Source organism: Microbacterium galbinum, from assembly GCF_023091225.1.
Taxonomy (GTDB): Bacteria; Actinomycetota; Actinomycetes; order Actinomycetales; family Microbacteriaceae; genus Microbacterium; species Microbacterium galbinum.
In genome coordinates, this window is sequence record NZ_JAHWXM010000001.1 from 684,764 (window position 1) to 709,954 (window position 25,191).

Here is a 25,191-nt window from a genome sequence, read left to right on the forward strand (position 1 = left end):
CAATCTTCCATCAGCGCCGAGGAGCCTCCCGTGTCGATCACTCTCGCCGAACCACTCGACCCGACGATCCTCGGACCGTCGACCGAGGTGCACGCCCGCTCGATCGACCGGTTCGCCCGGGCGCACGACGCCTCGCACTACCTGCTCGTGCCGGATGCCGTGCTCTCCCCCACCGACGCCGCGGGAGTGGCCCGGGTGTTCGAGGCCGTGCGCGCAGCGGGGCGCACGCTCACGTTCCGCTCCGGGGGCACGAGCCTCTCGGGACAGGGCGTCAGCGGCGACATCCTCGTCGACACGCGCAGCGGGTTCCGCGACATCCGCGTCGAGGACGACGGCGCCTCGGTGCGGGTCGGCCCCGGCGCCACCGTGCGCCAGGTGAACACGCGTCTGGTGCGCCACGGTCGCAAGCTCGGCCCCGACCCCGCCAGCGAGATCGCCTGCACGATCGGGGGTGTCGTCGCCAACAACTCCAGCGGCATGGCCTGCGGCATCGTCGAGAACTCCTACCGGACCGTGGAGTCTCTGCTCCTCGTCCTGCCGAGCGGCACCGTCCTCGACACCGCACTTCCCGACGCCGATGAGCGCCTGCGCGACTCCGACCCCGACCTCGCCGCGGGGCTCCTCGCCCTCCGCGCACAGCTGCTGTCCTCCCCCGAGAACGTCGCCTTCGTGCGCCGCCAGTTCTCGATGAAGAACACGATGGGCTACGGCATCAACGCCCTCCTCGACTTCGACACCCCGGTGCGCATCCTCGAGCACCTCGTGATCGGCTCGGAGGGCACACTCGCCTTCGTCGCCGAGGCGCGCTTCCGCACCATCCCGATCCGTCCCGCGATCGCCACCGGCCTGCTCGTGTTCACCACGCTCTCCGATGCGATGGCCGCCCTCCCCGGGCTCGGCGACCTCGGGCTCGCCACGATCGAGCTCCTCGATGCCGCCTCACTCCGCGTCGCGCAGGGGCTCGGCGATGTGCCCGCCGCGATCGCCGACATCGATGTCGATCAGCACGCGGCACTCCTCGTCGAGGTCCATGCCGGCAGCACCGAGGAGTTGGCGATCGACAGTGCGACCGCGCTCGCACACTTCGCCGACCTCCCCCTCGCGATCGAGGCGGCGCTGACCACCGACGCCTCGGAGCGCGCGGCGCTGTGGCACGTGCGCAAGGGCCTCTACACCGCTGTCGCCGGAGCACGTCCGTCCGGCACCACCGCGCTGCTCGAAGACATCGTCGTGCCGGTCGACCGTCTGCTGGTGACCTGCGAGCGCCTGATCGAGCTGTTCGCCGCGCACGACTACGAGGGGTCGGTGATCTTCGGTCACGCCAAGGACGGCAACGTGCACTTCCTGCTCAACGAACGCTTCGACGATCCCGACAGCGTCGCGCGCTACCGGCGCTTCACCGACGACCTCGTCGAGCTCGTGCTCGGCCAGGGCGGCTCGCTGAAGGCGGAGCACGGGACGGGGCGCATCATGGCGCCGTTCGTCCGCCGTCAGTACGGCGATGAGCTGACCGACATGATGTGGTCGATCAAGCGTCTCTTCGATCCCGCCGGCATCCTCAATCCGGGCGTCGTGCTCTCCGACGACCCGGACTCGTACCTCCGCGACCTCAAGCGCGTGCCGACGGTCGAGAAGGAGGTCGACCGGTGCGTCGAATGCGGCTACTGCGAGCCGACGTGCCCGAGCAAGAGCATCACCCTCACCCCGCGCCAGCGCATCGTACTGCGGCGCGACATGGCCTGGGCCGAGGAGCAGGGAGACACCGCGCTTCTCGAGGACCTGCGCGCCGACTACGACTACGACGGAGTGCAGACCTGTGCGGTCGACGGCATGTGCGCAGTCGCGTGCCCCGTCGACATCAACACCGGCGATCTCGTCCGTCGCCTGCGCGCCGAGGAAGCGTCGAAGATCGAGGACGGCCTCTGGGATGCCGCGGCGAAGGGCTGGGGCGCCGTGACGCGCGTCGGCGGTACGGCGCTGACCTTCGCCTCCGCCCTGCCCGCCCCGATCGTGACCGGTGCGACCCGGGTCGGACGAGCGATCCTGGGATCCGATACCGTCCCTCTCTACGACGGCGGACTCCCGCGCGGCGGTACGAAGGCGCCGTCCGCCCAGAACCCGTCCGACGCCCGTGCCGTGTTCTTCGGGGCGTGCATCGGCACGATGTTCGGCGCGGAGGGGCACGGAGAGGGGTCGAGGGACGCGGTCCGCGCGCTTCTCGATCGGGCCGGGATCGCCGTGGTGATCCCGGAGGATGCCGGCGGAATGTGCTGCGGCACGCCCTGGAAGTCGAAGGGGCACCTCGCCGGCTACGACCGCATGACGAAGCGCGTGCTGTCGAGCCTCTGGGAGGCGAGCCGATTCGGCGAGCTCCCGGTCGTGTGCGATGCCGCCTCCTGCACCGAGGGGCTCCACACGATGCTCGCGAAGTCCGTCTCCGAGTATCCGGAGTACGCAGGCCTCGTCATCGAGGACGCGACGACCTACATCGCTCGGGAGGTGCTGCCCCGCGTGACCGTTCAGGCGAAGCTCGACAGTGTGGCGGTGCATCCGACCTGCTCGACGACCGCGCTCGGAGCGACCGGCGCGCTGACCGAGATCGCCGCGGCCGTCGCCACGGAAGTGTTCGTTCCCGACGGCTGGGGATGCTGCGCCTTCGCCGGAGATCGGGGCATGCTGCACCCCGAGCTCACTGCCAGCGCGACCGCGGTCGAATCGGAGGAGGTACGTGCGGCCGATGCCGATCGGGGCGGCTTCGACGCCTTCGTCTCCGCGAACCGCACGTGCGAGATCGGGATGACCCGCGCCACGGGACAGCCGTACCGTCACGTCGTCGAGGTGCTCGAGGAGCTCACCCGCCCCTGACCACCACCGGACGCGAAAGAGCGGGCGCCCCTTCCGGGACGCCCGCTCTCGTTTATCGGTCGATCAGCGCGCAGCGCTGCCGTCGATGTAGTCCTCGTCCTGCTGCTTCCATGCGAAGAGCGAACGCAGCTCCTTACCGGTGACCTCGATCGGGTGCTGCTCCTCCTTGGCGCGCAGCGCCAGGAACTCCTCGGCTCCGTTGTCCTGGTCGTCGATGAAGCGCTTCGCGAACGCACCCGACTGGATGTCGGCGAGCACGCCCTTCATGCTCTCCTTGACGCGCTCGTCGATGACGCGCGGGCCCGAGACGTAGTCGCCGAACTCGGCGGTGTCGGAGATCGACCAGCGCTGCTTGGCGATGCCGCCCTCCCACATGAGGTCGACGATGAGCTTGAGCTCGTGGAGCACCTCGAAGTACGCGATCTGCGGCTGGTAGCCCGCCTCGGTCAGCGTCTCGAAACCGGCCTGCACGAGGTGGCTGACGCCACCGCAGAGCACGGCCTGCTCGCCGAACAGGTCGGTCTCGGTCTCCTCGGTGAAGGTCGTCTTGATGACGCCGGCGCGGGTACCGCCGATCGCCTTCGCGTACGAGAGTGCGAGGTCCCAGGCCTTGCCCGAGGCGTCGCGCTCGACGGCGATGATGTCGGGGATGCCGCGACCGGCGACGAACTCGCGACGGACGGTGTGGCCCGGCGCCTTCGGGGCGACGAGGATCACGTCGACGCCCTCGGGAGCATCGATGTAGCCGAAGCGGATGTTGAAGCCGTGCGCGAAGGCGAGGGTCTTGCCCGCGGTCAGGTTGGGGGCGATCGACTCGCTGTAGATCGTGCGCTGGTGCTGGTCCGGCGCGAGGATCATGATGACGTCGGCCCAGGCGGTGGCGTCGGCGACGGTCTTGACCGCGAAGCCGGCCTCTTCGGCCTTCGGAGCCGACTTGGAGCCCTCCTTGAGGGCGATCGCGACCTCGACGCCCGAGTCGCGCAGGTTCTGCGCGTGGGCGTGGCCCTGCGAGCCGTAACCGACGATGGCGACCTTCTTGCCCTGGATCAGGGACAGGTCGGCGTCGGCGTCGTAGAAGATCTCGGTGCTCACTGTGTGTTTCTCCTTGTTCGTGGCGGTTCTTCTCGCTCCGTGCCGGACGGCGGTGGAGCGGATGGATGGGGTGGTCTGGGTCAGCCGCGCAGGACGCGTTCGGTGATGCTCTTGCCGCCGCGGCCGATGGCGAGGAGGCCCGACTGCGCGATCTCCTTGATGCCGAAGGGCTCGAGCGCGCGGAGCATCGCGTCGACCTTGCCCTTGTCGCCCGTGACCTCGATCACGAGCGCGTCGGCGGCGTAGTCGACCACCGAGGCGCGGAAGAGGTTCACGACCTCGATCACGTTCGAGCGGGTGGCGTTGTCGGTGCGCACCTTCACGAGCATGTGCTCGCGCTGCACCGAGGTGGCGAAGTCGAGCTCGACGATCTTGATCACGTTGATCAGCTTGTTGAGCTGCTTGGTGACCTGCTCGAGCGGCAACTCGTCGACATCGACGACGACGGTGATGCGCGAGATGCCGGGCACCTCGGTCACGCCGACGGCGAGCGAGTGGATGTTGAATCCGCGCCGGGCGAAGAGCCCTGCGACGCGGGTGAGGAGGCCGGGAGTGTCCTCGACCAGGAGGCTCAGCACGTGGGTCGACATGGTCAGTCCTCCTCGTCGAATGCGGGCGCGTGCTCGCGGGCGTACTGGACGTAGCTGTTGCTGACGCCCTGGGGCACCATCGGCCACACCATGGAATCGGCGCTGACGACGAAGTCGATCACGACGGGGCGATCGTTCGTCTCGAGGGCGAGCTGGATCGCCGCATCGACCTCGTCCTCCTTCTCGACGCGGATCGCGAGGCATCCGTAGGCCTCGGCGAGCTTCACGAAGTCGGGGATGCGGACCGTGCCGTGCCCGGTGTTCAGGTCGGTGTTGGAGTGGCGCCCGTCGTAGAACAGGGTCTGCCACTGGCGCACCATGCCCAGCGAGGAGTTGTTGATGATCGCGACCTTGATCGGGATGTTGTTGATCGCGCAGGTCGCGAGCTCCTGATTGGTCATCTGGAAGCATCCGTCGCCGTCGATCGCCCACACCACGCGGTCGGGTTCGGCGACCTTGGCACCCATGGCCGCGGGCACGGAGTACCCCATGGTCCCGGCGCCGCCGGAGTTGAGCCAGGCGTTCGGGCGCTCGTACTTGATGAACTGAGCCGCCCACATCTGGTGCTGTCCGACGCCGGCCGCATAGATGCCCTCGGGGCCCGTCAGCTCGCCGATGCGCTGGATCACGTGCTGAGGCGCGAGCAGGCCGTCGGTCGGAGGCGTGTAGCCGAGCGGGAACTCGTTGCGGAGTCCGTCGAGGTACGACCACCACTCCTCGGTGTCGGGCTTCGCGCTGCCGATCGCGCCGCGGTAGGCGGCTTCGAGGTCGACGAGCACGTCGCGCACGTCGCCGACGATCGGCACGTCCGCGATGCGGATCTTCGAGATCTCGGCGGGATCGATGTCGACGTGCACGACCTTGGCGTTCGGCGCGAAGAGCGCAGCCTTACCGGTCACACGGTCGTCGAAGCGGGCGCCGAGCGAGATCAGCAGATCGGCCTCCTGCAGCGCGAGCACGGCCGGGACCGTGCCGTGCATGCCCGGCATGCCCAGGTGCTGCGGGTGTGAGTCGGGGAATGCACCGCGGGCCATGAGCGTGGTCACGACGGGCGCACCGGTCGACTCGGCGAGTTCGAGCAGTTCGGCGGACGCGCGTCCGCGGATCACGCCGCCGCCGACGTAGAGCACGGGCTTCTTGGCCTCGGCGAGCAGGGCGGCTGCGGCCTGGATCTGCTTGCCGTGCGCCTTGGTGACGGGGCGGTAACCGGGCAGATCGACCTTGGGCGGCCAGACGAACGGTGCGATCGCCTGCTGCGCGTCCTTCGTGATGTCGACCAGCACGGGACCGGGACGGCCGGTCGATGCCACCTCGTATGCGGCGGCGATCGCGCCGGGGATGTCGGCGGCGTCCTTCACCAGGAAGGAGTGCTTCGTGATCGGCATCGTGATTCCCACGATGTCGGCCTCCTGGAAGGCATCCGTTCCCATCAGCGTCGAGAACACCTGTCCGGTGATCGCCAGCAGGGGCACCGAGTCCATGTAGGCGTCGGCGATCGCGGTGACGAGGTTCGTGGCTCCGGGTCCGGACGTCGCGATGCAGACGCCCACCTTGCCGGAGGCGGATGCATAGCCCTCGGCAGCGTGGCCGGCACCCTGCTCGTGCCGCACGAGGATGTGACGCAGGTCGGAGGCGTCCATGAGCGGGTCGTACACGGGCAGGATCGCGCCGCCGGGAAGCCCGAAGACGTCGGTGATCCCGAGCAGCTCGAGCGAACGGACGACGGCCTCGGCGCCGGTGATCTCGGGGGCGTTGGATTGACGGGCGGGCGGCCTCGGCACAGCCGAGACGGAGTCAGCAGTCATGACTTTCCTTCTGGTGATCTGTAGGGCATCGGATGCCGGAGACGACGATGCTGCGTGCCGAACGAGTCGGGATCAGCCCGTCGTCGCGCCTTCGGCGGCGGACCGCACGAGGCGTGAGTACTTGGCAAGAACGCCACGGGTATAGCGCGGGGGAAGCGGCTCCCAGCCAGAGCGGCGGGAGGCGAGCTCCGCCTCGTCGACGAGTAGGTCGAGAGAGCGAGCTGCGATATCGACCCGTATCAGATCACCATCGCGCACGAAGGCGATAGGACCTGCGTCCACCGCTTCGGGTGCTATGTGGCCGATGCACAGGCCGGTTGTGCCGCCTGAGAATCGTCCGTCCGTCAAGAGTAGTACATCTTTTCCGAGTCCCGCGCCCTTGATGGCCGCGGTGATCGCGAGCATCTCGCGCATGCCCGGCCCGCCCTTCGGGCCCTCGTAGCGGATCACCACGACGTCGCCGGCGTTGATCTCGCCGTTCGCCAGAGCATCCATCGCTCCGCGCTCGCGCTCGAACACGCGCGCCGGGCCCTCGAACACGTCGGCGTCGAAGCCTGCGGACTTCACGACCGCTCCCTCCGGGGCGAACGAGCCGTGCAGGATCGTGATGCCGCCGGACGCGTGGATGGGGTTGTCGAACGTGTGGATGACGTCGCCGTCGACGGGATCGGGGTTGAGGTCACGCAGGTTCTCGGCGACCGTCTTGCCGGTGACCGTGAGCGCGTCGCCGTGGATCAGGCCCTCGTCGAGCATCGCCTTCATGATCACGGGGATGCCGCCGTGGCGGTCGACGTCGTTCATCACGTACTTGCCGAAGGGCTTCATGTCGGCGACGTGCGGCGTCTTGCTGCCGATGCGGTTGAAGTCGTGCAGGCTCAGGTCGATCTCGGCCTCGCGAGCGATCGCCAGCAGGTGCAGCACGACGTTGGTCGAACCACCGAGCGCCATAGCGAGGGCGATCGCGTTCTCGAACGACTCCTTCGTCAGGATGTCCTTCGTGGTGATCCCCTGGCGCAGCAGGTTGACGACGGCCTCGCCGGAGCGGTGGGCGAAGTAGTCACGGCGGCGGTCGGCCGAGGGCGGCGCCGCGGAGCCGGGAAGGCTGAGCCCCAGGGCCTCGGCCACCGAGGCCATCGTGTTGGCGGTGTACATGCCGCCGCAGGCACCCTCTCCGGGAGCGAAGGCGCACTCGATGCGCTTCAGGTCCTCCTCCGTCATGCGACCCGCACGACAGGCGCCGACGCCCTCGAAGGAGTCGATGATCGTGATGTCCTTCTCGGTGCCGTCGGAGAGCTTCACCCATCCCGGCGCGATCGAGCCGGCGTAGAGGAACACGCTCGACAGCCCCAGGCGCGCACTCGCCATGAGCATGCCGGGGATGGACTTGTCGCAGCCCGCGAGCAGCACGGTTCCGTCGAGGCGCTCGGCCATGATGACCGTCTCGACCGAGTCGGCGATGACCTCGCGCGAGACGAGCGAGAAGTGCATGCCCTCGTGGCCCATCGAGATGCCGTCGGAGACGGAGATCGTGCCGAACTGCAGCGGGTAGCCACCGCCCGAGTGCACGCCCTCCTTCGCACCCTGCGCGAGCCGGTCGAGACTCAGGTTGCAGGGCGTGATCTCGTTCCAGCTCGAGGCGATGCCGATCTGGGGCTTCTCCCAGTCCTCGTCGCCCATGCCGACGGCACGCAGCATGCCTCGTGAGGTCGTGGCTTCGATGCCGTCGGTGACGACACGACTGCGGGGCTTGATGTCGATGGACGCGCTGGCAGGATCGTGCGGAGACATGCAGGCAGTCTATTCCCGCCCGGCGGCCCGCTCGTCCGCCAGCGCGCCGAGAAGGCGAGCGACATCGACGGGTCCGTCGACGCGCAGCGCCGCGGCGCTCTCCCCCGGGCCGACACGCACGCCGAGATCGCCCGGCTGCAGCACGCGCATGGCGTCTTCATCGGTGACGTCGTCGCCGGCGAAGAGGATGCCGGTGGCGTGGAAGCGCTCGCGGAGCACTCCGATCGCGGCGTCCTTGCCCTCCGTCCGCGACGAGAACTCGAGCACGCGATGGCCCGCGCGGCGGCGCCAGTGCGGGAACCGCTCGGCGGCGAGCGCGTCGATCTCGGCGAAGAGCTTCTCCTCGGTCTCCCGATCCGCCCGACGCGTGTGCACGCCCATGCCGAAGGTCTTCGGCTCGAACTCGGCGCCTTCGTAGCGGTCGATGATCGGACGAGCGGCCGCCCAGAGTTCCTCTCGGGCACCCTCCTCGGTGGCGTCGCCGGTCGGTGCGGCCTCGCCCTCGCCGGGGAACCAGTACTGCGCGCCGTGCGATCCCGCGAGGGCGACCGGCGAGTCGTCCTCGTGCTCGGTGATGATGCGGAGGTCGTGCAGGCTGCGCCCGGAGACGAACGAGACGATCGTGTCGGGCAGGGTCGTCAGACGACGGATCTGTTCCACGGTCTCCGGCAGCGCGCGGGCCGCCATGGGATCGGGCACGAGCGGCGAGGCGACGCCGTCGAAGTCGAGGGCGACGACGAGGCGCTCGGTACGCGCGAGCGCGCTCAGTTCGGGCGAGGGGGTTCCGGGGTTCCAGGGGCTGGTCATGGGTGTCTCCAGTCGTGGGGGTGGGAAGATGCGGGGCGGCTCAACGGCGTGCGTCGTCGAGCGCGGAGAGGAACGACGACGACCAGGCGTCCACGTCGTTCTCGAGCACACGGCGACGGAGCGAGCGCATGCGCTTGCCCTGTTCGGCCGGTGTCATCTCGACCGCGGTCATGATCGCTGCCTTGACGCCCTCGATGTCGTGCGGGTTGACGCGCACCGCCTGGCGGAGTTCGTCGGCGGCTCCCGTGAACTCGCTGAGGACGAGCACTCCCCGGTTGTCGACGCGCGTGGCGACGTACTCCTTCGCGACCAGGTTCATGCCGTCGCGCAGAGCGGTGACGAGCATGACATCGGCCGCGAGGTACAGCGCGACCATCTCCTCGCGGGGATATCCCTGGTGCAGGTAGCGGATCGCGGTGTGCCCCATCGTGTCGTTGTCTCCGTTGATGCGCCCGACGGCCAGCTCGATCTCGTCGCGCAGGTGCACGTAGGCGTCGACGCGCTCGCGGCTGGGGCTCGCGACCTGCACGAGCGTCACGTCGTCGACGCTCAGACGCCCCTCGGCGAGGAGCTCGCCGTAGGCCTTGATCCGGTGACGGATGCCCTTGGTGTAGTCGAGGCGATCGACGCCCAGCAGGATGCGCTTCGGGTTGCCGAGGCTCGCACGGATCTCCGCGGCTCTGGCCTGGACGGCGGGGTTCGCAGCGAGATCCAGGTAGGGAGCGGTGTCGATCGAGATCGGGAAGGCGCGGGCGACGGCCGTCCGGATCGAGCCGTCGTCCTGCGGGACGGCGATGTTCGCGCCCTTGACCTCGTAACGCAGGCGGCGCCGCACGGCGGTGAGGAAGTAGGTGGCGTCCTGCGCGCGCTGGAACCCGATCACGTCGGCTCCGAGAAGGCCCTGCAGCACCTGGTCGCGCCAGGGCAGCTGCGCGTAGAGGCCGTGCGCGGGGAAGGGGATGTGGTGGAAGTACCCGATCGTGACGTCCGGGCGGAGCTCACGCACCATCTGCGGAACGAGCTGCAGCTGGTAGTCGTGCACCCACACCGTGCCGTCTTCCGCGACCGCGGCGGCCGCCGCCTCGGCGAAGCGCCGGTTGACGGTGACATAGGCGTCCCACCACTCGCGGTGGAACTGCGGGGGCGCGATGACGTCGTGGTACAGCGGCCAGATGGTGTCGTTGGCGAAGCCCTCGTAGTACTCCGCGACCTCCTGCGCGCTCAAGGACACCGGGATGAGGTGGATGCCGTCGGCCTCGAAGGGGTCGCGCTCGACGTCGGGCTGGCCGACCCAGCCGACCCACGCGCCGTGCGTGCTGCGCATCATCGGCTCGAGAGCCGCGACGAGTCCGCCGGGCGACGTGCGCCAGGTCTCCTCCCCGTCGGGGCCCTCGACCCGATCGACGGGAAGACGGTTGGCGACGACGACGAACTCTGCAGCGGCCAAGATGGCTCCTCACACCAGGGGGTACCCCCAGGCTATCGAGGTTCGCGGCCCCGGTTCACCGCGTCACGCCGCGACGGCCACGTTCCGCGCACGCGTGCGGCTGAGCACCCAGTTGACGAGACCCGCTGCGAACGCGACCCCGGCCGCGACGATCGGCAGCACGAGCGCCGCCGAGGTGCCGACGTTCTCGGCGAGCTCACCGGCGACGGCCGCACCGATCGACTGGCCGACGACGATCCCCGAGCCGAGCATCGTCATGACCGTCGCCGAGCGTCCGAGCGGGCTGCGCGCGGCGCCGAAGCTGTACTGCGTCACGAGCGTCGGGCCGATGCCGACCCCCATGATGCCGAGAGCGAGCATCATCATCGCGGGAGAATCCACGACGCCCAGCAGGAGCGAGCCCGCGAAGAGGATGCCCGAGAAGACCAGCCACCGGGCGCGGAGCGAGAAGCGGACCGGAAGCCACGCGACGCCGAGCGCCAGAACGGCCGAGCCGACGCCCATCACACCGTAGAGCAGACCCGCCTGTTCGGAGGCGCCCCGGTCCGCCATGAACGACGTCAGCGAGGTGAGCATGGTGCCGAAGAACATGCCGACGCCGAGGATGCCGATCACGACGATGACGAGCTGCGGGCGGAAGAGTTCCGACACCGCCGAGGGCGCTGCCCCGTCTGCCCCGCGCACGGCGGCGACGTGTCGACCGCTCGGGTGGAGGGCGAACGCACCGACGAAGACGATCGTCAGGACCGCCGCGCCCACGAGAGGAGCCCACGGCGCGATCAGCGACGCGAGGATGCCGACGATGAACGGTCCGAAGACGAACACCGTCTCGTCGGCGGCGGACTCGTAGGCCATGGTGCCCGAGACCGTGCGGGCCCGGCGGGCCTCCGGCATCCGCTCGCTGATCATCGTGACCAGCCGCGCACGCGACAGCGGCGAGACCTGCGGGGCCGTCGCTCCGATGCCGGCTGCGGCCAGGAGAACGAGGCCGTCGACCGCGTCGCCGTAGACGACGAGGGTGAACACGACCATCATCGTGCCGTTCGCGATGGCGAGCAGCAGCAGCACGGTCCGCTGGCCGTAGCGATCCGCGGCGGCACCGAGAAGCGGGCCGAAGCACGCGGTGCCGAGGCCGACCGCGGCGGACGTGAGCCCGCCGAGCGACAGCGATCCGCGCGCCGAGACGACGACGGTCAGCACGCCGACGACCATCATCGCGAAGGGCAGTCTCGCGATGAAGGCGATGAGGAAGTAGGGGAAGCCGGCGAGACGGAAGAGGCTCGACTCGGTGGAGGTGTGTGTCTGGGTCATGGCTCTCGCGCGCCCGCGGACGCGGTGGTCGGGTGCCGCCGCTGTCCGTCGGAGTGCCGACGGCCGGTAGATACACGGTTCTACGATCGCGGACGAGCCGCGACTGACTCCCATGATAGCGAGTGCCGATCCGAAGGGGCTATATGCCCGGCATCCGGCGTTCGTGTCAATCCCCCGCCCCGACCGGGAGTCGGGCGGTAGCGTAGGGGCATGCGCTATCTGTTCAGCACGGGCCTGTTCGGAGCGATCACCACCGGTGTCTCGCTCCTCCGCGGCACCCGCGAGTCCCCGGTCACCTGGCGCGCCGCGCTCGCCTGGATCAGCTGGGCCATCACCTTCGCCCTCGCGATCGGCGCCGTGCGCGACACCCGCCGCTTCGACCGCGGTCTCGAGGTCGCCCTGGATTCGCCCCTCGCCCCCGCGCAGGCGAAGCGCGCGAACCGCGACGAGAAGCAGGCGCAGAAGGCGGCGGCGCAGAAGCGCACGCGCCGCCGCTCCTCCTGAGTCCGCGTGTCACCGGGTGAGGATCAGCGCCTCTCCTTGACCGCCACCGCCGCAGAGGCCGACGGCCGCCGTGCCGGAGCCGCGACGCGCCAGCTCGTGCGCCAGGTGCACGACGAGGCGATTACCCGATGCGCCGATCGGATGCCCGATCGCGATCCCTCCCCCGTGGATGTTGACGAGCGCGGGATCCAGGCCGAGTTCCACCTGCGAACGCGCGACCACGGCGCCGAACGCCTCGTTGATCTCGACCAGATCGAGATCGGACGGCGAGATCCCCTGCTTCTCGCACGCGCGTTCGATCGCGCGCGCCGGCTGCGCCTGCAGGGAGTTGTCCGGCCCGGCGGTCTGGCCGCTCGCGCCGACCGTCACCAGGACGGGCCATCCCTTCTCCGCGGCGAGCGCGCGCGTCGTGACGACGACGGCGGAGGCTCCGTCGGAGATCTGCGAGGAGTTTCCCGCCGTGATCGTGCCCCCTTCCGCGAAGGCGGCACGGAGTCCTGCGAGCGACTCCACCGTCGTGTCGGGGCGGATTCCCTCATCGGCGGTGACGAGCAGGGGTTCCCCGCGGCGCTGAGGCACCGAGACCGTGACGATCTCGTCGTCGAACACGCCCGCAGCCTGGGCGGCCGCCGCACGCTGATGCGAGAACGCGGCGACGGTGTCCTGAGCCTCGCGCGTGAGTTCGTATCGGGCGTTGTGGCGTTCGGTGGACGCGCCCATGCTCTCCCGGTCATAGGCGTCGGTGAGCCCGTCGTAGGCCATGTGGTCGAGCACCTCGACACTGCCGTAGGTCCATCCGTCGCGTGACCCCATGAGCAGGTGCGGGGCGCGGGTCATCGACTCCATGCCGGCCGCGACGACCACCTCGGCATCTCCCGTGCGGATCATGCGGGCGGCGTCGATGATCGCGGTGAGGCCCGAGAGGCACACCTTGTTGACGGTGTGCGCGGGCACGTCCCAGCCGATGCCCGCCCCGATGGCCGCCTGACGTGCGGCGTTCTGCCCGGATCCCGCCGAGAGGACCTGCCCGACGATGACGGCGTCGATGTCCTCCGGGGGGATGGATGCCTGCTCGAGCGCACCGCGGATCGCGAAGGCGCCCAGCTGCGGGGCCGTGAAGGCGGCGAGCTGACCCTTGAGACGACCCTGCGGGGTGCGGGCGGCGGAGACGATGACGATATCGGTGTCGTGCATGTCCTTCAGCCTCTCAGACCGGCGAGCGCGGGCGACAGGGTCAACGGGGGCTCGGTGGCGGCGATGACCTCATCGGCGGTGACTCCGGGGGCCGTCTCGACGAGCACGAGGCCGGCCTCGGTCACATCGATCACGGCGAGGTCGGTGATGATGCGGTCGACCACCCCCCGACCGGTGAGCGGCAGGGAGCAGCGATCGACGATCTTGGCGGATCCGTCCTTCGCGACGTGCTCCATGAGCACGATGACGCGCGCGGCGCCGTGCACGAGGTCCATCGCCCCACCAGGACCCTTGACCATCTTCCCGGGGATCATCCAGTTCGCCAGGTCTCCGGTAGCCGACACCTGCATGGCGCCGAGGATCGCGGCGTCGATCTTCCCTCCGCGGATCATGCCGAAACTCGTCGCCGAGTCGAAGAACGCCGATCCCGCGAGCACGGTGACCGTCTCCTTGCCCGCGTTGATGAGATCGGGGTCGACGGCATCCTCCGTCGGGTACGGGCCGACGCCGAGAATGCCGTTCTCGGACTGCAGCACCACGGTGACGCCCGTCGGTACGAAGTTCGGGACGAGGGTGGGAAGCCCGATGCCGAGGTTCACGTACGAGCCGTCCTCGAGCTCGACGGCGGCGCGGGCGGCCATCTGGTCTCGGGTGAGCGCCATGTCAGACTCCTTCCGTGGCGACGGTGCGTCGCTCGATGCGCTTGGGGATGTCGGCTCCGACCTCGACGACGCGGTGCACGTACACGCCGGGCAGGTGCACCCTGTCCGGGTCGAGTTCGCCCGGTTCGACGAGGTGTTCGACCTGCGCGATGCAGATCCGGCCCGCCATCGCGGCGAGCGGGTTGAAGTTGCGTGCGGCCTTGGTGAAGACGAGATTGCCGTGGCGGTCTCCGACGGCAGCGTGCACGAGGGCGAAGTCGGTGGTGATCGCCTCCTCCAGCACGTATTCGCGGGCGTCGTCCCCCTCGCCGAAGGTGCGCACGTCCTTGGCGGGCGAGGCGACGGCGATCGTGCCGTCGGGAGCGTACTTTCGCGGCAGACCCCCTTCGGCGACCTGCGTGCCGACGCCCGTCTGCGTGAAGAAGGCGGCGATCCCCGACCCGCCGGCGCGCAGCTTCTCTGCGAGGGTTCCCTGCGGGGTGAGCTCGAGCTCAAGTTCGCCAGTGAGGAACTGACGCTCGAATTCCTTGTTCTCGCCCACGTACGACGACGTCATCTTGCGGATGCGGTGCGCTGCGAGCAGGATGCCGAGACCCCAGTCGTCCACGCCGCAGTTGTTGCTGACGACGCTCAGGTCCGTCGTCCCCTGGGCGAGCAGAGCTTCGATGAGGGCGATGGGGTTCCCGGAGAGGCCGAACCCGCCGACGGCGAGGGACGCTCCGTCGGGGATGTCGGCGACCGCCTCCGCGGCAGAGGGCCACTGCTTGTCGATCACGCGTACTCCTTCGAACGGGCGTTCGTTCCAGCTTGACGGTCGCACGGTGGGAGCGACAGCGGATGCTTGCGATGTGGACGTTTCGCCGAGTAGCGTCCACATTATGGAACGAGCGTCGACGAGCGTGCCGGGAGCCCAGGCCATCGCACGGGCGGCCGGACTCCTCCGGCTCGTCTCGGGCGGGCACCCCGAAGGGATGGCGCTCCAGGAGCTCGCCCACGCCGCCGACCTGTCGAGGTCGACGACGCATCGCCTGCTCAGCGCGCTCCGCGCCGAGGGACTCGTCGATCGGGACGACACGACCGCCCGCTGGATGCCCGGACCCGAGCTGTACCTCATGGGCAACGCCGCAGCCGCGCGCTACGACGTCACCGCTCTCGCGCGCGACATCGTGCGGTCGCTCGCCGTCAAGACCGAGGAGAGCGCCTTTTTCTCGGTACGACGAGCCGATGAGACCGTATGCCTCCTCCGTGAGGAAGGCGCCTTCCCGATCCGCTCATTCGTGCTCAGCGAGGGCGTGCGCTTCCCCCTCGGCGTGGCGAGCGCGGGCCTCGCGATCCTGGCGTTCCTTCCCGACCACGATGTGGATGCGTATCTCGGTCGGCATCCGGAGCTCGCGTCGACGTGGGGCCGCCCGCATGCGCAGAAGCCGCTGCGTGCACGCCTCGCCGAGACGAAGGAACGCGGCTTCGCGGTCAATCCCGGCCTCATCGTGGAAGGCAGCTGGGGCATCGGCGCGGCCGTGTTCGATCGCCACGGCCGTCCGGAGTGGGCTCTGAGCCTGACGGGCGTGGAGTTCCGCTTCGGCCCCGATCGCCTCGCGCACCTCGGCCGCACGCTGCTCGCTCACGCCCACGAACTCTCGGCGAGGATCGCGGGCGCTCGCCACTGACACTCATTACATACCATCAGGTATATACTCGTTGGTATGCAACGTGCGGAAGTGATCCCCTCCATCGTGCTCTCGGCGTATGCGCTCGGCCGCATCGCCGCGCAGGATGCCGGCAACGAGGCACCCGCCGCCCAGTGGCGGGTGCTCAGCCTGCTCGGCCGACAGGGCGCCTCGAGAGTCGGCGAACTCGCCGCAGCCGCTCGCACCACGCAACCGGGAATGACCCGCCTGATCGGCGCGCTCGAGCGCGACGGACTGGTGCGCCGCTCCCCCGACCCCGCCGACTCCCGCGCGGTGGTCGTCGAGGCGACGGACGCCGGAGCCCGTGCTCTCGCCGCCTGGCGCGATGAGTTCCGCGACACGCTCGCGCCGCGGTTCCACGCGCTCGACGACGCCGACTGGGCGACCCTGACCCGTGCGGCCGAGATCCTCGCCGCGCACACCGACCCCACCGACCGAAAGGACTCCTCGCAGTGAACACGACCGCCACCCCCTCCGTCTGGAAGCAACCCGCGCAGGTGTGGGCCGTCGCCTTCGCCTGCGTCGTCGCGTTCATGGGCATCGGACTGGTCGACCCCATCCTCCCGGCGATCGCGGAGTCCCTGCAGGCCTCGCCCGTCGAGACCGAACTCCTCTTCACGAGCTATCTGCTCGTCACGGGCCTCGCGATGCTCGTCACGAGCTGGATCTCGAGCCGGATCGGCGCGAAGGCGACTCTCCTCATCGGACTCGCGCTCATCGTCGCGTTCGCCCTGCTCTGCGCCCTCAGCGGCAGTGTCGACGCCGTCATCGGCTTCCGCGCCGGGTGGGGCCTCGGTAACGCGCTCTTCATCTCCACCGCTCTCGCCACGATCGTCGGCGCGGCGTCCGGCGGCAGCAGTGCAGCGATCATCCTCTACGAGGCGGCACTGGGTCTCGGCATCGCGATCGGTCCGCTCCTGGGCGGGCTCCTCGGCGAGATGAGCTGGCGCGGACCCTTCTTCGGCGTCGTCGCCCTCATGGCGATCGCGTTCGTCGCGGTCCTCGTGCTGCTGCGCGGCCCCGCCGAGAAGCGCACTCCGGTGCCGTTCTCCGCCCCCTTCACCGCGCTCCGCCGCCCGGCGCTCGCGATCCTCGCCGTCGCCGCGCTGTTCTACAACATCGGCTTCTTCGTGCTCCTCGCCTTCTCGCCCTTCCCCCTCGGCTTCGGCGCACTCGGCATCGGCTTCACGTTCTTCGGCTGGGGCGTCGCGCTCGCGATCACGAGCGTCTGGGTCGCTCCGCTCCTCATGCGCCGGATGCCGCGGACCCGCATCATCGTGACCGTGCTGCCCCTGCTGGCGGTCGATCTCGTCGCGGCCGGCTTCCTCGCCGGCGACCCTGCGGCCCTCGTCGTGTGCATCATCATCGGCGGCCTCCTGCTCGGCATCATGAACACCGTGCTCACCGAGGCGGTCATGGAGGCCACCGACCTCCCCCGTTCGGTCGCCTCGTCGTCGTACTCGGCGGTGCGCTTCCTCGGCGGGGCGATGGCCCCTCCCCTCGCCGCACTGCTGTGGCACTCGTTCAACGTGACGGTCCCGTACCTGTTCGCCGCGGCATCCGTCCTGATCGCCGCTCTCACGGTCTTCCTGGGACGGCGTGCTCTCGCCCACATCGACTCGCACGGTGCGGTTCCCGCCGCCGAAGACGCCCAGGCGATCCTCGTCGGAGACGCCGCCTGATCATCCGCCCGGGAGCGTCGCGCCACCTCGATCGCTGCGACACTCCCGGGGGTGCGGGCTCGATTTCGCACCGCGTCGATCCCCTGGTAATGTAATTCCTCGGTCGGGGTCATCCCGGGCCACGCACCTCTAGCTCAATCGGCAGAGCAACTGACTCTTAATCAGTGGGTTCTGGGTTCAAGTCCCAGGGGGTGCACGGAATAAGCCTCAGAGATCTCGCCATCTCCGGGGCTTTTTCTTTGTCTGGGTGACCTACCCGAACATACGAACAGCGCGAAAACAGCGCGCGCTTCACGCCTCGGGTGACGCCTCGTCGATGCTCAGCGCCACTTGGAGGGCCAACCGGCCGACGATGTCGCTGAACACGTCGGCGTCTGCGCTGATCTCTTCGGCGAAGTAGACGTAGGCCTCGACTAGCGAGATGTCTAGATGAGCGTCAGCCTCCAGATACTCCAAGAGCTTGCCGAACGCCTCTTTGCGGAACTGCTTGTTCGCCTCAAAGTCGGCGGCAACGCCTTGCGCCGAGGCGAGAGAGTTTGAGAGATCGAGAGTGGGCTCGTCGCTGTTGTTAGTCGTACGGCGAGCGTAGCGGGACTGTGACGGACTCTTCCGGCAGGATGGTGCAATGACGTGGCGCCCTCGCTCTGTTGCCCTTGACGCATGGGATGCGTTGCACCCCGGCGTCCCGACTTGGCTCGAAGCACCGTTGTTCGACTGGGCGAACTTTGCGCTGTTGTCACTCGCCATAACCGCCCCGACAGCCGTTTACAGGCCCATGCTCTTGGAGCGCCCCAACAAAGTTGCACGGGTGCTGCAGGAGTTTGATCTGGCAACACGTCGTGCCTTGCCGCTACAAGTGAGCGTGGACCGCGACGGGCTACGTGGAATCCGAGGCGACCTGACCGACGACGAGTGGCTGGACTTCATCGACTTCCTCGTCTACCACATCGACGCTGAGTGGCTTGGAGATCAGCGGATCGACGAACTATCTGTACTGCTGGCACGCGCTGGGTCTGAATGGTCGGTTGGCGAGCACGACGGGCATCGCGGGTTGGTCCAGCGCGTTCCTGAGGGAGTCGCGGTCGCAGCGAAAGCAATCATCGCAAACGGGTCTTCAGCTGGGGCGTTACTCGGCGAAGCCTGGCACGCGGTCTACGGTCGAAACCCCGATCCCGAGGAGGCCTACGAAAAGGCCATCAAGGCCGTTGAGGAAGCGGGCTGGGACAAGGTCTCACCGAAGAACGAACGAACCTCGCTTGGCACGATGGTTCGAGACATGAAAGCCCAGCCGGGCTGGGCAATTGATCTGCCGACGCCTGATGCCGATGTTCCAATCAAAATGGCCGACGCGCTTTGGGTGGGCCAAGAGAGTCGCCACGGAGGCAACGGCTACCGCAAGCCCACAGCGGCGGAGGCTGAGGTGGCCGTCCTGCTCGCCATCCCGCTCGTGCAGTGGTTCAGTTCAGGTGCTCTTGCGCGGCGACCATAACCCGCGTGGCCCGTCCGTCGGGAGGCGCGGCTTGAGTGAGACTGTAGACATGGCTGAGCAGAACAATGATCCATGGGCTGACTGGACTCCGTTAGGCGAGGACGCCGAGAGTTACCACGCTCGCCGCGAAGGCATTCCGCAGTACATGAAGGGTGCGCTGCGCGACTGGTTCAGGACGGAGTTCGACAGCTTCGGCCATCAAGGCCCCAAGGCAATAGCTCGAATGCGGAAGTACGATCTTCGTTCGAGACGGCAAGCACATGCCGACAACCTGTCCCACGGACCAGATTCAGTGTTTCAGCTCCTTGACGAGGATGAAATCCTCCGAATCATGGACTGGGTCATTCTCGACAACCTTCTCTCAGAGGAGTACGACAGCTCCGATTTGGAAGAGGTACTGGACGCTGGCGGCTCCGTGTGGAAGGTCGGTGTACGAAGCGGTTTCGCCGGGCTTGAACGACGCGTACCACAAGGCGTCCAAGACGCTGCAGACAGTGCGATGGCGACGCCCGGCGACGCGGGGCGGTTGCTGTCGGAGGCGTGGCATGCGGTCTACGGCATCAATCAGCAACCTGATCTAGGCTACCGTAAGTCCATCGAAGCTGTCGAAGCGGTTGTCCTTCCGGCCGTCGCGCCCGGAGACGATACAGCGACGCTCGGCAAGGCGATGGGACAGATGCGGGCACACGGCGACTGGAAGCTGCCGTTCGTGAAAGAGCACAAACAGAATCCGAGCCAAGCGGTGATCCTCGGGATGATGCAGGCTCTGTGGTCAGGGCACAGCGACCGCCATCCGGGTACGCCGAACTACGTCCTGTCGACACAGGCGGCTGCGGAAGCCGCTGTATCAATTGCCGTCACGCTCGTGAATTTGTTCTCCACCGGGGCTGTGACCCGTCGCCCCTAGATAGTCCCGGCGAAACGCGGCGCGACCGCCTCTTGGCTCTGCTCAGCTAAGCGGACCTTGGTGCGCTACGGCAGTATGAGCATATGCACATGGATGTAAACGACGCGGTCGTCGCGGTTTCGATCGCAGATGTCTGGATTCAAGCCACCATTGCGCTCGTGACCCTCGGCGGTATCATCGCGTCCATCTGGATCGCACGCAGCGGGCAGAAGAATGACCTCAAGCTAGCTAAGAGTGAAGCAGACAGGGCCGAGCGAGCCGACACTGCTAGCCAAGCCGCATCCGAGCGCTCTGAGGCGGCCAGCCGACTCAGTATCGACACGATGACGCGGATTGCGGATGCTCTGGACAAGCTCGCGACTGACGGGATCAACCTGGGCGATCTTCATCTACTACCCGGCGCGCCTGCGCCGACGAAAGTCAGCTGGTCCCTGACTCACTTCCAGGGCGATACGTATCTGCTCGAAAACGTTGGCGAGGCGAGCGCCCTCGATGTCCAGCTATCCGCCGATGAGACGCTACTCCAGCGCGGCGAATGGCAGCGTTCCGGGGAGTTGAAGCCCGGCGAGGCGATCCAGTTCATGGCTGTGCGGACGATGGGCACTCGTGATTCGACGATCACTGTGCAGTGGCGCAATGCTGGTGACGGCGAAGAGCAAACATGGCGCTATCCGTTGCCGCCTCGACCACCCCGGCGCTAGACAACTCGTCTAAGCGGAAGGATGGCGCCCGAATCCCCTGCAGCCACGGCCATAATGACGTCCAGTACGTCTACGTTCGGCTTGGCTTCTAGAAGACGGCCATAGACGTCGACCTGGTCTGATAGCTCGCGTGTGCCCATCCAGCGGCTGACCTCGTAGAGCGTGCACTGGGCACCGTTACCGATCATGGAGATCATGACCGTGGCGTAGTAGTGGCGGAGATCGTGCCAGCGGGCGCCGACGAGCCAAAGCTCCGCGAGCGAGGGCTTGAAGCGATGAGGTCGCGCGCGACCAAACGCTAGATGTTGCTCCGCGCAGATAGGGGCTTCCTGTGGAACGCAAGTATCAGGTGTTCGTGAGCTCGACCTATGTTGACCTCGTCGCCGAGCGCCAAGAGGTTATGCAGGCGCTGCTAGAAATGGACTGCCTGCCCGCGGGCATGGAAATGTTTCCGGCGGCTGATGAAGACCAGTGGACACTCATTAAAGAGGTCATCGATGAATGCGACTACTACGTCGTCATCGTCGGAGGGCGCTACGGTTCGGTGTCTGCCGATGGGATCAGCTACACCGAGATGGAGTACGACTACGCTGTCTCCGCTGGACTACCAGTGCTCGGATTCGTTCATGCTAATCCCGACGATATTCCGCGTGGTAAGTCGGAGTTGGGAGAAGAGGCACGGGCGCGGCTCGAGGCGTTCCGAACCAAAGTCATGTCCCGCATGGTCAAGAAGTACGCGTCCCCCGCCGAACTCGGCTCCGTTGTTTCTCGTGGGCTGAACCGGGCAATCAGGCGAAATCCGCAACCAGGCTGGGTCCGCGGCGACCAGGCAATGACGCCTGAAGTGCGCACACAGATCGCAGAGCTAAAAGCCGCGCTTGCTGAAGCGAAACGGGAGAAAGCGGAAGAGCAAGCGGCTTCACGGACGAAGCCGACCAAGTTGAACGCGAGCTATGAGCACGGAGAGGATGAGATAACCTTCGAGTTCCGATTGAAGGGGTTCGACTACACCGGTCGCTATGACTCGACGGCGGAGTTGACCTACACATGGGACGAAGTGATCGAGACCCTTGGCCCGTTCATGATTGACGAGGCACCAGAGCCGGAACTGCGGTCCCGGTGGGACTCGCACATGTTCAATGACACTCAACGGCTCGATGAGTGGCCAGAACTGAGTCGGGGATCAGCAGAAATCACCGACAGCACATGGGGCGCGATCATCGTTCAGCTTCGAGCGCTGGGCGCGATCATGATCGGTGAGAAGAAACGTCCTCCCTCCGACAAGTCGATCTACTGGAAGCTGACTCCGGCAGGCGACGAGTATCTAGTCGGACTCCGCGCCAAGCGTCGCACCGAAGCCGCGGGAAGAACTGGCGCACCGCCTCTTGAAGCCGACGAAACTTCGGACACGGCCCCATCCGTCACCTGAGTTCGTCGGCGATGCACCTGAGCCGCAAGGCCCGAACCCCCGGATTCCCTGGGGGCGGGGAGGGTCCGGGCATTCTCGCGTGGCAGATGGGCGCTCGCAGGCGGACGGCTCCGGGAGGGCGGATCAGCGCGAAAATAGCGCCGCCGCTACTTCCGAACGTTCCCGGACATCCCCGGTCGGTGTCCGGCGATCCGCGTGTTTCGGGGCTTTCCGGGGACGCCGGGCGATGACGGGGACTCAGCCCCAAGCACTCATAATCAGTGGGTTCTCGGTTCAAGTCCCAGGGGGTGCACGGATCAGCCTCGTCGACTCTCGCCAGTCTTCGGGGCTTTTCTGCTTCTCGGGCACATCTTCTCGGCCGCGTCACCGCACGGTCATGCCCGATCGAGACCCTCGGAACGGGCGACTACGCTGGTGGCGTGACCGCCATTCCCCGCGCATCCGACTTCCGCAGCGATCTCGAACTCGCCCTGCGTCTGGCCGACGCGGCCGATGCGCAGTCGCTCCCCCGGTTCGACGCCGCCGATCTGCAGATCTCGACCAAGGCCGACAACTCCCACGTCACCGATGCCGACCTCGCGACCGAACGCGCGATCCGTGACATCCTCGCGACCGAGCGCCCGGAGGACGGCATCTTCGGCGAGGAGTTCGGCGCCGAAGGCGACACTCACCGCCAGTGGATCATCGATCCGATCGACGGCACCGCCAACTTCCTGCGCGGTGTGCCGCTCTGGGGCACGATGATCGCCCTCGCGGTCGACGGCGTTCCGCAGGTCGGCGTCGTCAGCATGCCCGCGCTCGGCCGACGCTGGTGGGCCTCCCCCGAGGAGGGTGCCTGGACGGCGACGGAGAACGAGCCGCGCCGACTGCACGTCTCCTCCGTCTCGTCGCTCGACGACGCCAGTGTCAGCTTCCAGAGCATCGCGCAGTGGGCGGATGCCGGACGCATCGACACTCTCATCGCGCTCGCGGACCGGGTGTGGCGCGACCGCGCCTACGGTGACGTCTTCTCGTACATGCTCCTGGCCGAGGGACGCCTCGACATGGTCGCCGAGTTCGACGTCAAGGAGTACGACATCGCGGCCGCAGTGCCGATCGTCCGCGAGGCGGGCGGCACGATGACCGACTACGCGGGGGCCGAGACGATCTCGACGCGCTCGACACTCGCCACCAACGGCATCCTCCACGACGCCTTCCTCACCTTCCTGCATCCCTGATCTCCCGAGGCCCGCGATGATCCCTCCCCGCATCGTTTCCATCACAGCTGGAGCAGCATTCCTCGTCGCCGCTCTGACGGCGTGCTCCGCCCCTGGCGAGACCGACCCGACCCCGACGACCGATCCCGCGACGCCGGCGCCGCAGGCGAGCGTCGAGCCGGCCGCGACGCCGAACCCTGAACCCACCTCCGCAGCGCTCACGTGCGAGTCGATGATCTCGTCCGGCACGGTCGCGGCCCTGACCGAGGCGGGGTGGACGGCCGAGACCAAGGACTTCGTCATCGGCGACACCACCATCCCGGAGGACGAGGGGCTGCTGTGCTTCTGGGGCGACTACGCCGTCGCCTCCGATCACGGCCAGCTGTACGGTTGGGCCGAGCTGAGCGCGGGCGCGGCGAGCGATGCGCAGACATCGCTCCTGGCCGCGGGGTGGCATCGCGAAGACGGTCCCGAGGGCGTGTACATCACCGAGGATCCGCAGTACGCGATGGGCACCGATGACGACGGGTACGGCATGACCTACCTGTTCGGCGATGGGTGGGTGAAGCTCGCCGACACCAAGCAGGGCCTCCTCCTCATCGAAGGCGCCGGTTGAGGGGACTCCATTGCGGATGCCGGGCAGCCGGGAGACAATCGGCCCATGAGCGAACGCAACGACGAAGCGAACACCGCCGCGATGCTCGACCGGATCGCCACCCGATTCCCCGACGTTCCGCGGGAGAGCATCGAGCACATCGCCCACGAGGAGCACGAACGCCTCAGCGGCGGGCGCATCCAGGATTACGTGCCGGTTCTCGTCGAGAAGGAGACCGTCGAGCGTCTGCGGACCGGAGCCATCCCCGTGCAGACGCCGATCCCCGAGGACTCCTGAGCGCGTCGACGCTCACGCCATCGGAACACGGACGTCGCCGCCCGCCTCCTCGGTGAGACGCGCTCCCATCTGCACGAACGTCGGCTCGGCGATGAAACCGCCGGCGAACAGCGCCTGACCCTGCGCGAAGGTCTGCGCACGACGGATGGCGTGCTCCGAGGCGAACCCGAACACTTCGGCGAGTTCGGCGAGATCGCGTGGAGCGTTGACGCGCATCAGCCCGAGGTTGTCGCACTGCGACAGCACGTTCGGGTGGATCTTCGTGGGGCGCTGTGTCGACAGGAAGAGCCACAGCCCGAACTTCCGCCCCTCAGCGGCGATCTGCACGAGGCGTGCCGTCAACTCCCGTTCCACAGCCGTCGTCGGCTCCGGAACGCAGAGGTTATGAGCTTCGTCGATCACGATCAGCAGCGGTCGGCGCTCTTCCCGACGCGCCCAGAGATCCTCCAGAACGGCCAGGGCGGCGACGCCGGGTTCGGCCGGATGATCGAAGCCTCCGAGGTCGAGGACCGTCACCCTCGGGCGCTCGCTGATCACGTCGACGACGGATGCCGCACCACGCGACCACAGCTCCCACTCGAGCACTTGGAGGTTCTCCATGCGATTCGCGAGTCGCACCTTCACCGCCTCCCCGCTCTCGCGGAGGCCGCGGATCATCTCCGCCGAATCGAACTGCCCGGACGACACCTGCGTGTGCAGCAGCGCGTTGTACTCCTCGGCATCCGCGATCGGATCGATGCGCAGCACAGCGGCCTTGGCCGCCGGCGAGAGGTCCACGTAGCGCACCCGTAGGCGCTCGCCCTCCGCACGGCCGGAGCGGAACACACGGACATCGAGATCGCCCAGTCGGCGCGCCGCTGCGTCATCGGTGCCGGGGCGGATCTCACGCAACCGCACGAAATCCGCGTTGGGATCGAAGACGAGCACGGGGAGCTCCGTGTGCAGGAGCAACTGCTCGAGCACCACGCCCAGCGCGTACGTCTTGCCGCTGCCGCTCTGGCCGCACCAGAAGGTGTGCCGATTGAATCGTCGCGGGTCGAGTTGCACCGGCTCGGCGCCCTCGATCGTCGCTCCGATGACGAACTCTCCCATGACTGCCCCTCTCGGTCGCTCCCAGAGTGCACCATGGACCCCTCGTGCGG

24 protein-coding genes and 1 tRNA gene are annotated in these 25,191 nt (G+C 67.8%); 13 read left to right on the forward strand and 12 right to left on the reverse strand.

Annotation, left to right across the window (positions count from 1 at the left end):
• Nucleotides 1-30 precede the first annotated feature (30 nt).
• Nucleotides 31-2,865: an FAD-binding and (Fe-S)-binding domain-containing protein gene (locus KZC52_RS03450; protein ID WP_247622665.1), complete on the forward strand. Its 2,835-nt coding sequence runs from the start codon at nucleotides 31-33 to the stop codon at nucleotides 2,863-2,865.
• 63 nt (nucleotides 2,866-2,928) lie between these two features.
• Here the strand turns inward: KZC52_RS03450 and ilvC are convergent, their stop codons facing one another.
• From ilvC to KZC52_RS03485, 7 genes are all read right to left on the reverse strand, one after another.
• Nucleotides 2,929-3,957 carry a ketol-acid reductoisomerase gene (ilvC, locus tag KZC52_RS03455; RefSeq protein WP_247622666.1) on the reverse strand — a complete coding sequence of 343 codons (1,029 nt, stop codon included), beginning with the start codon at nucleotides 3,955-3,957 and terminating at the stop codon, nucleotides 2,929-2,931.
• Between the two features lie 80 nt (nucleotides 3,958-4,037).
• On the reverse strand, nucleotides 4,038-4,547 hold the full coding sequence (gene ilvN, locus KZC52_RS03460; RefSeq protein ID WP_247622667.1) for an acetolactate synthase small subunit: 510 nt from the start codon (nucleotides 4,545-4,547) through the stop codon (nucleotides 4,038-4,040).
• Between the two features lie 2 nt (nucleotides 4,548-4,549).
• On the reverse strand, nucleotides 4,550-6,352 hold the full coding sequence (locus KZC52_RS03465) for an acetolactate synthase large subunit (RefSeq protein ID WP_247622668.1): 1,803 nt from the start codon (nucleotides 6,350-6,352) through the stop codon (nucleotides 4,550-4,552).
• 72 nt (nucleotides 6,353-6,424) lie between these two features.
• Complete coding sequence (gene ilvD, locus KZC52_RS03470; RefSeq protein ID WP_247622669.1) at nucleotides 6,425-8,140, reverse strand: dihydroxy-acid dehydratase; 1,716 nt, start codon at nucleotides 8,138-8,140, stop codon at nucleotides 6,425-6,427.
• Nucleotides 8,141-8,149: 9 nt separating this feature from the next.
• Nucleotides 8,150-8,947, reverse strand: coding sequence for a trehalose-phosphatase (otsB, locus tag KZC52_RS03475; protein WP_247622670.1), 798 nt, complete (start codon nucleotides 8,945-8,947; stop codon nucleotides 8,150-8,152).
• A gap of 40 nt (nucleotides 8,948-8,987) precedes the next feature.
• The gene (locus KZC52_RS03480) at nucleotides 8,988-10,394 is read right to left on the reverse strand and encodes an alpha,alpha-trehalose-phosphate synthase (UDP-forming) (RefSeq protein ID WP_247622671.1); all 1,407 of its coding nucleotides are present in this window, start codon (nucleotides 10,392-10,394) and stop codon (nucleotides 8,988-8,990) included.
• Nucleotides 10,395-10,457: 63 nt separating this feature from the next.
• The gene (locus KZC52_RS03485) at nucleotides 10,458-11,705 is read right to left on the reverse strand and encodes an MFS transporter (protein ID WP_247622672.1); all 1,248 of its coding nucleotides are present in this window, start codon (nucleotides 11,703-11,705) and stop codon (nucleotides 10,458-10,460) included.
• A 210-nt stretch (nucleotides 11,706-11,915) separates the two neighbouring features.
• Between KZC52_RS03485 and KZC52_RS03490 the strand changes: the two genes are divergently transcribed.
• The gene (locus tag KZC52_RS03490) at nucleotides 11,916-12,209 is read left to right on the forward strand and encodes a hypothetical protein (RefSeq protein WP_247622673.1); all 294 of its coding nucleotides are present in this window, start codon (nucleotides 11,916-11,918) and stop codon (nucleotides 12,207-12,209) included.
• 9 nt (nucleotides 12,210-12,218) lie between these two features.
• Here KZC52_RS03490 and KZC52_RS03495 read toward each other — a convergent pair whose 3' ends face one another.
• The 3 genes from KZC52_RS03495 to KZC52_RS03505 are packed head-to-tail and all read right to left on the reverse strand — an operon-like array spanning nucleotide 12,219 to nucleotide 14,840.
• Entirely contained in the window at nucleotides 12,219-13,403 is a 1,185-nt protein-coding gene (locus KZC52_RS03495) for an acetyl-CoA C-acetyltransferase (RefSeq protein ID WP_247622674.1), read from the reverse strand.
• Between the two features lie 5 nt (nucleotides 13,404-13,408).
• Nucleotides 13,409-14,065: a 3-oxoacid CoA-transferase subunit B gene (locus KZC52_RS03500; protein ID WP_247622675.1), complete on the reverse strand. Its 657-nt coding sequence runs from the start codon at nucleotides 14,063-14,065 to the stop codon at nucleotides 13,409-13,411.
• Nucleotide 14,066: 1 nt separating this feature from the next.
• The gene (locus KZC52_RS03505) at nucleotides 14,067-14,840 is read right to left on the reverse strand and encodes a CoA transferase subunit A (protein WP_247622676.1); all 774 of its coding nucleotides are present in this window, start codon (nucleotides 14,838-14,840) and stop codon (nucleotides 14,067-14,069) included.
• A 103-nt stretch (nucleotides 14,841-14,943) separates the two neighbouring features.
• On the opposite strand from KZC52_RS03505, the gene KZC52_RS03510 reads away from it, so the two are divergent.
• The 4 genes from KZC52_RS03510 (at nucleotide 14,944) to KZC52_RS03525 (ending at nucleotide 17,631) form a co-directional block, all read left to right on the forward strand.
• Nucleotides 14,944-15,732: an IclR family transcriptional regulator gene (locus KZC52_RS03510; RefSeq protein ID WP_247622677.1), complete on the forward strand. Its 789-nt coding sequence runs from the start codon at nucleotides 14,944-14,946 to the stop codon at nucleotides 15,730-15,732.
• Between the two features lie 36 nt (nucleotides 15,733-15,768).
• On the forward strand, nucleotides 15,769-16,209 hold the full coding sequence (locus KZC52_RS03515; protein WP_247622678.1) for a MarR family winged helix-turn-helix transcriptional regulator: 441 nt from the start codon (nucleotides 15,769-15,771) through the stop codon (nucleotides 16,207-16,209).
• A complete protein-coding gene (locus KZC52_RS03520; RefSeq protein ID WP_247622679.1) occupies nucleotides 16,206-17,435 on the forward strand; it encodes an MFS transporter in 1,230 nt (409 codons plus the stop codon). Before KZC52_RS03515 ends, KZC52_RS03520 begins: the two co-directional genes overlap by 4 nt.
• A 123-nt stretch (nucleotides 17,436-17,558) precedes the next feature.
• Nucleotides 17,559-17,631: transfer RNA gene (locus KZC52_RS03525), tRNA-Lys, on the forward strand.
• Between the two features lie 95 nt (nucleotides 17,632-17,726).
• On the opposite strand, the gene KZC52_RS03530 is transcribed toward KZC52_RS03525, so the two are convergent.
• Complete coding sequence (locus tag KZC52_RS03530; protein ID WP_247622680.1) at nucleotides 17,727-18,182, reverse strand: hypothetical protein; 456 nt, start codon at nucleotides 18,180-18,182, stop codon at nucleotides 17,727-17,729.
• 61 nt (nucleotides 18,183-18,243) lie between these two features.
• Between KZC52_RS03530 and KZC52_RS03535 the strand changes: the two genes are divergently transcribed.
• The 7 genes from KZC52_RS03535 (at nucleotide 18,244) to KZC52_RS03565 (ending at nucleotide 24,049) form a co-directional block, all read left to right on the forward strand.
• Nucleotides 18,244-18,924 carry a hypothetical protein gene (locus KZC52_RS03535; protein ID WP_247622681.1) on the forward strand — a complete coding sequence of 227 codons (681 nt, stop codon included), beginning with the start codon at nucleotides 18,244-18,246 and terminating at the stop codon, nucleotides 18,922-18,924.
• 49 nt (nucleotides 18,925-18,973) lie between these two features.
• Nucleotides 18,974-19,831: a hypothetical protein gene (locus KZC52_RS03540; RefSeq protein WP_247622682.1), complete on the forward strand. Its 858-nt coding sequence runs from the start codon at nucleotides 18,974-18,976 to the stop codon at nucleotides 19,829-19,831.
• An 89-nt stretch (nucleotides 19,832-19,920) separates the two neighbouring features.
• Nucleotides 19,921-20,532: a hypothetical protein gene (locus KZC52_RS03545; RefSeq protein ID WP_247622683.1), complete on the forward strand. Its 612-nt coding sequence runs from the start codon at nucleotides 19,921-19,923 to the stop codon at nucleotides 20,530-20,532.
• A 331-nt stretch (nucleotides 20,533-20,863) separates the two neighbouring features.
• Nucleotides 20,864-21,961 (forward strand): DUF4062 domain-containing protein, encoded by a 1,098-nt coding sequence (locus KZC52_RS03550; protein ID WP_247622684.1) that lies wholly within the window; start codon nucleotides 20,864-20,866, stop codon nucleotides 21,959-21,961.
• A 419-nt stretch (nucleotides 21,962-22,380) separates the two neighbouring features.
• Nucleotides 22,381-23,178: an inositol monophosphatase family protein gene (locus KZC52_RS03555; RefSeq protein ID WP_247622685.1), complete on the forward strand. Its 798-nt coding sequence runs from the start codon at nucleotides 22,381-22,383 to the stop codon at nucleotides 23,176-23,178.
• 16 nt (nucleotides 23,179-23,194) lie between these two features.
• Nucleotides 23,195-23,773: a hypothetical protein gene (locus KZC52_RS03560; protein WP_247622686.1), complete on the forward strand. Its 579-nt coding sequence runs from the start codon at nucleotides 23,195-23,197 to the stop codon at nucleotides 23,771-23,773.
• A 45-nt stretch (nucleotides 23,774-23,818) separates the two neighbouring features.
• Complete coding sequence (locus tag KZC52_RS03565; RefSeq protein WP_247622687.1) at nucleotides 23,819-24,049, forward strand: three-helix bundle dimerization domain-containing protein; 231 nt, start codon at nucleotides 23,819-23,821, stop codon at nucleotides 24,047-24,049.
• Nucleotides 24,050-24,061: 12 nt separating this feature from the next.
• Here KZC52_RS03565 and KZC52_RS03570 read toward each other — a convergent pair whose 3' ends face one another.
• On the reverse strand, nucleotides 24,062-25,141 hold the full coding sequence (locus tag KZC52_RS03570; RefSeq protein WP_247622688.1) for an ATP-binding protein: 1,080 nt from the start codon (nucleotides 25,139-25,141) through the stop codon (nucleotides 24,062-24,064).
• Nucleotides 25,142-25,191 lie beyond the last annotated feature (50 nt).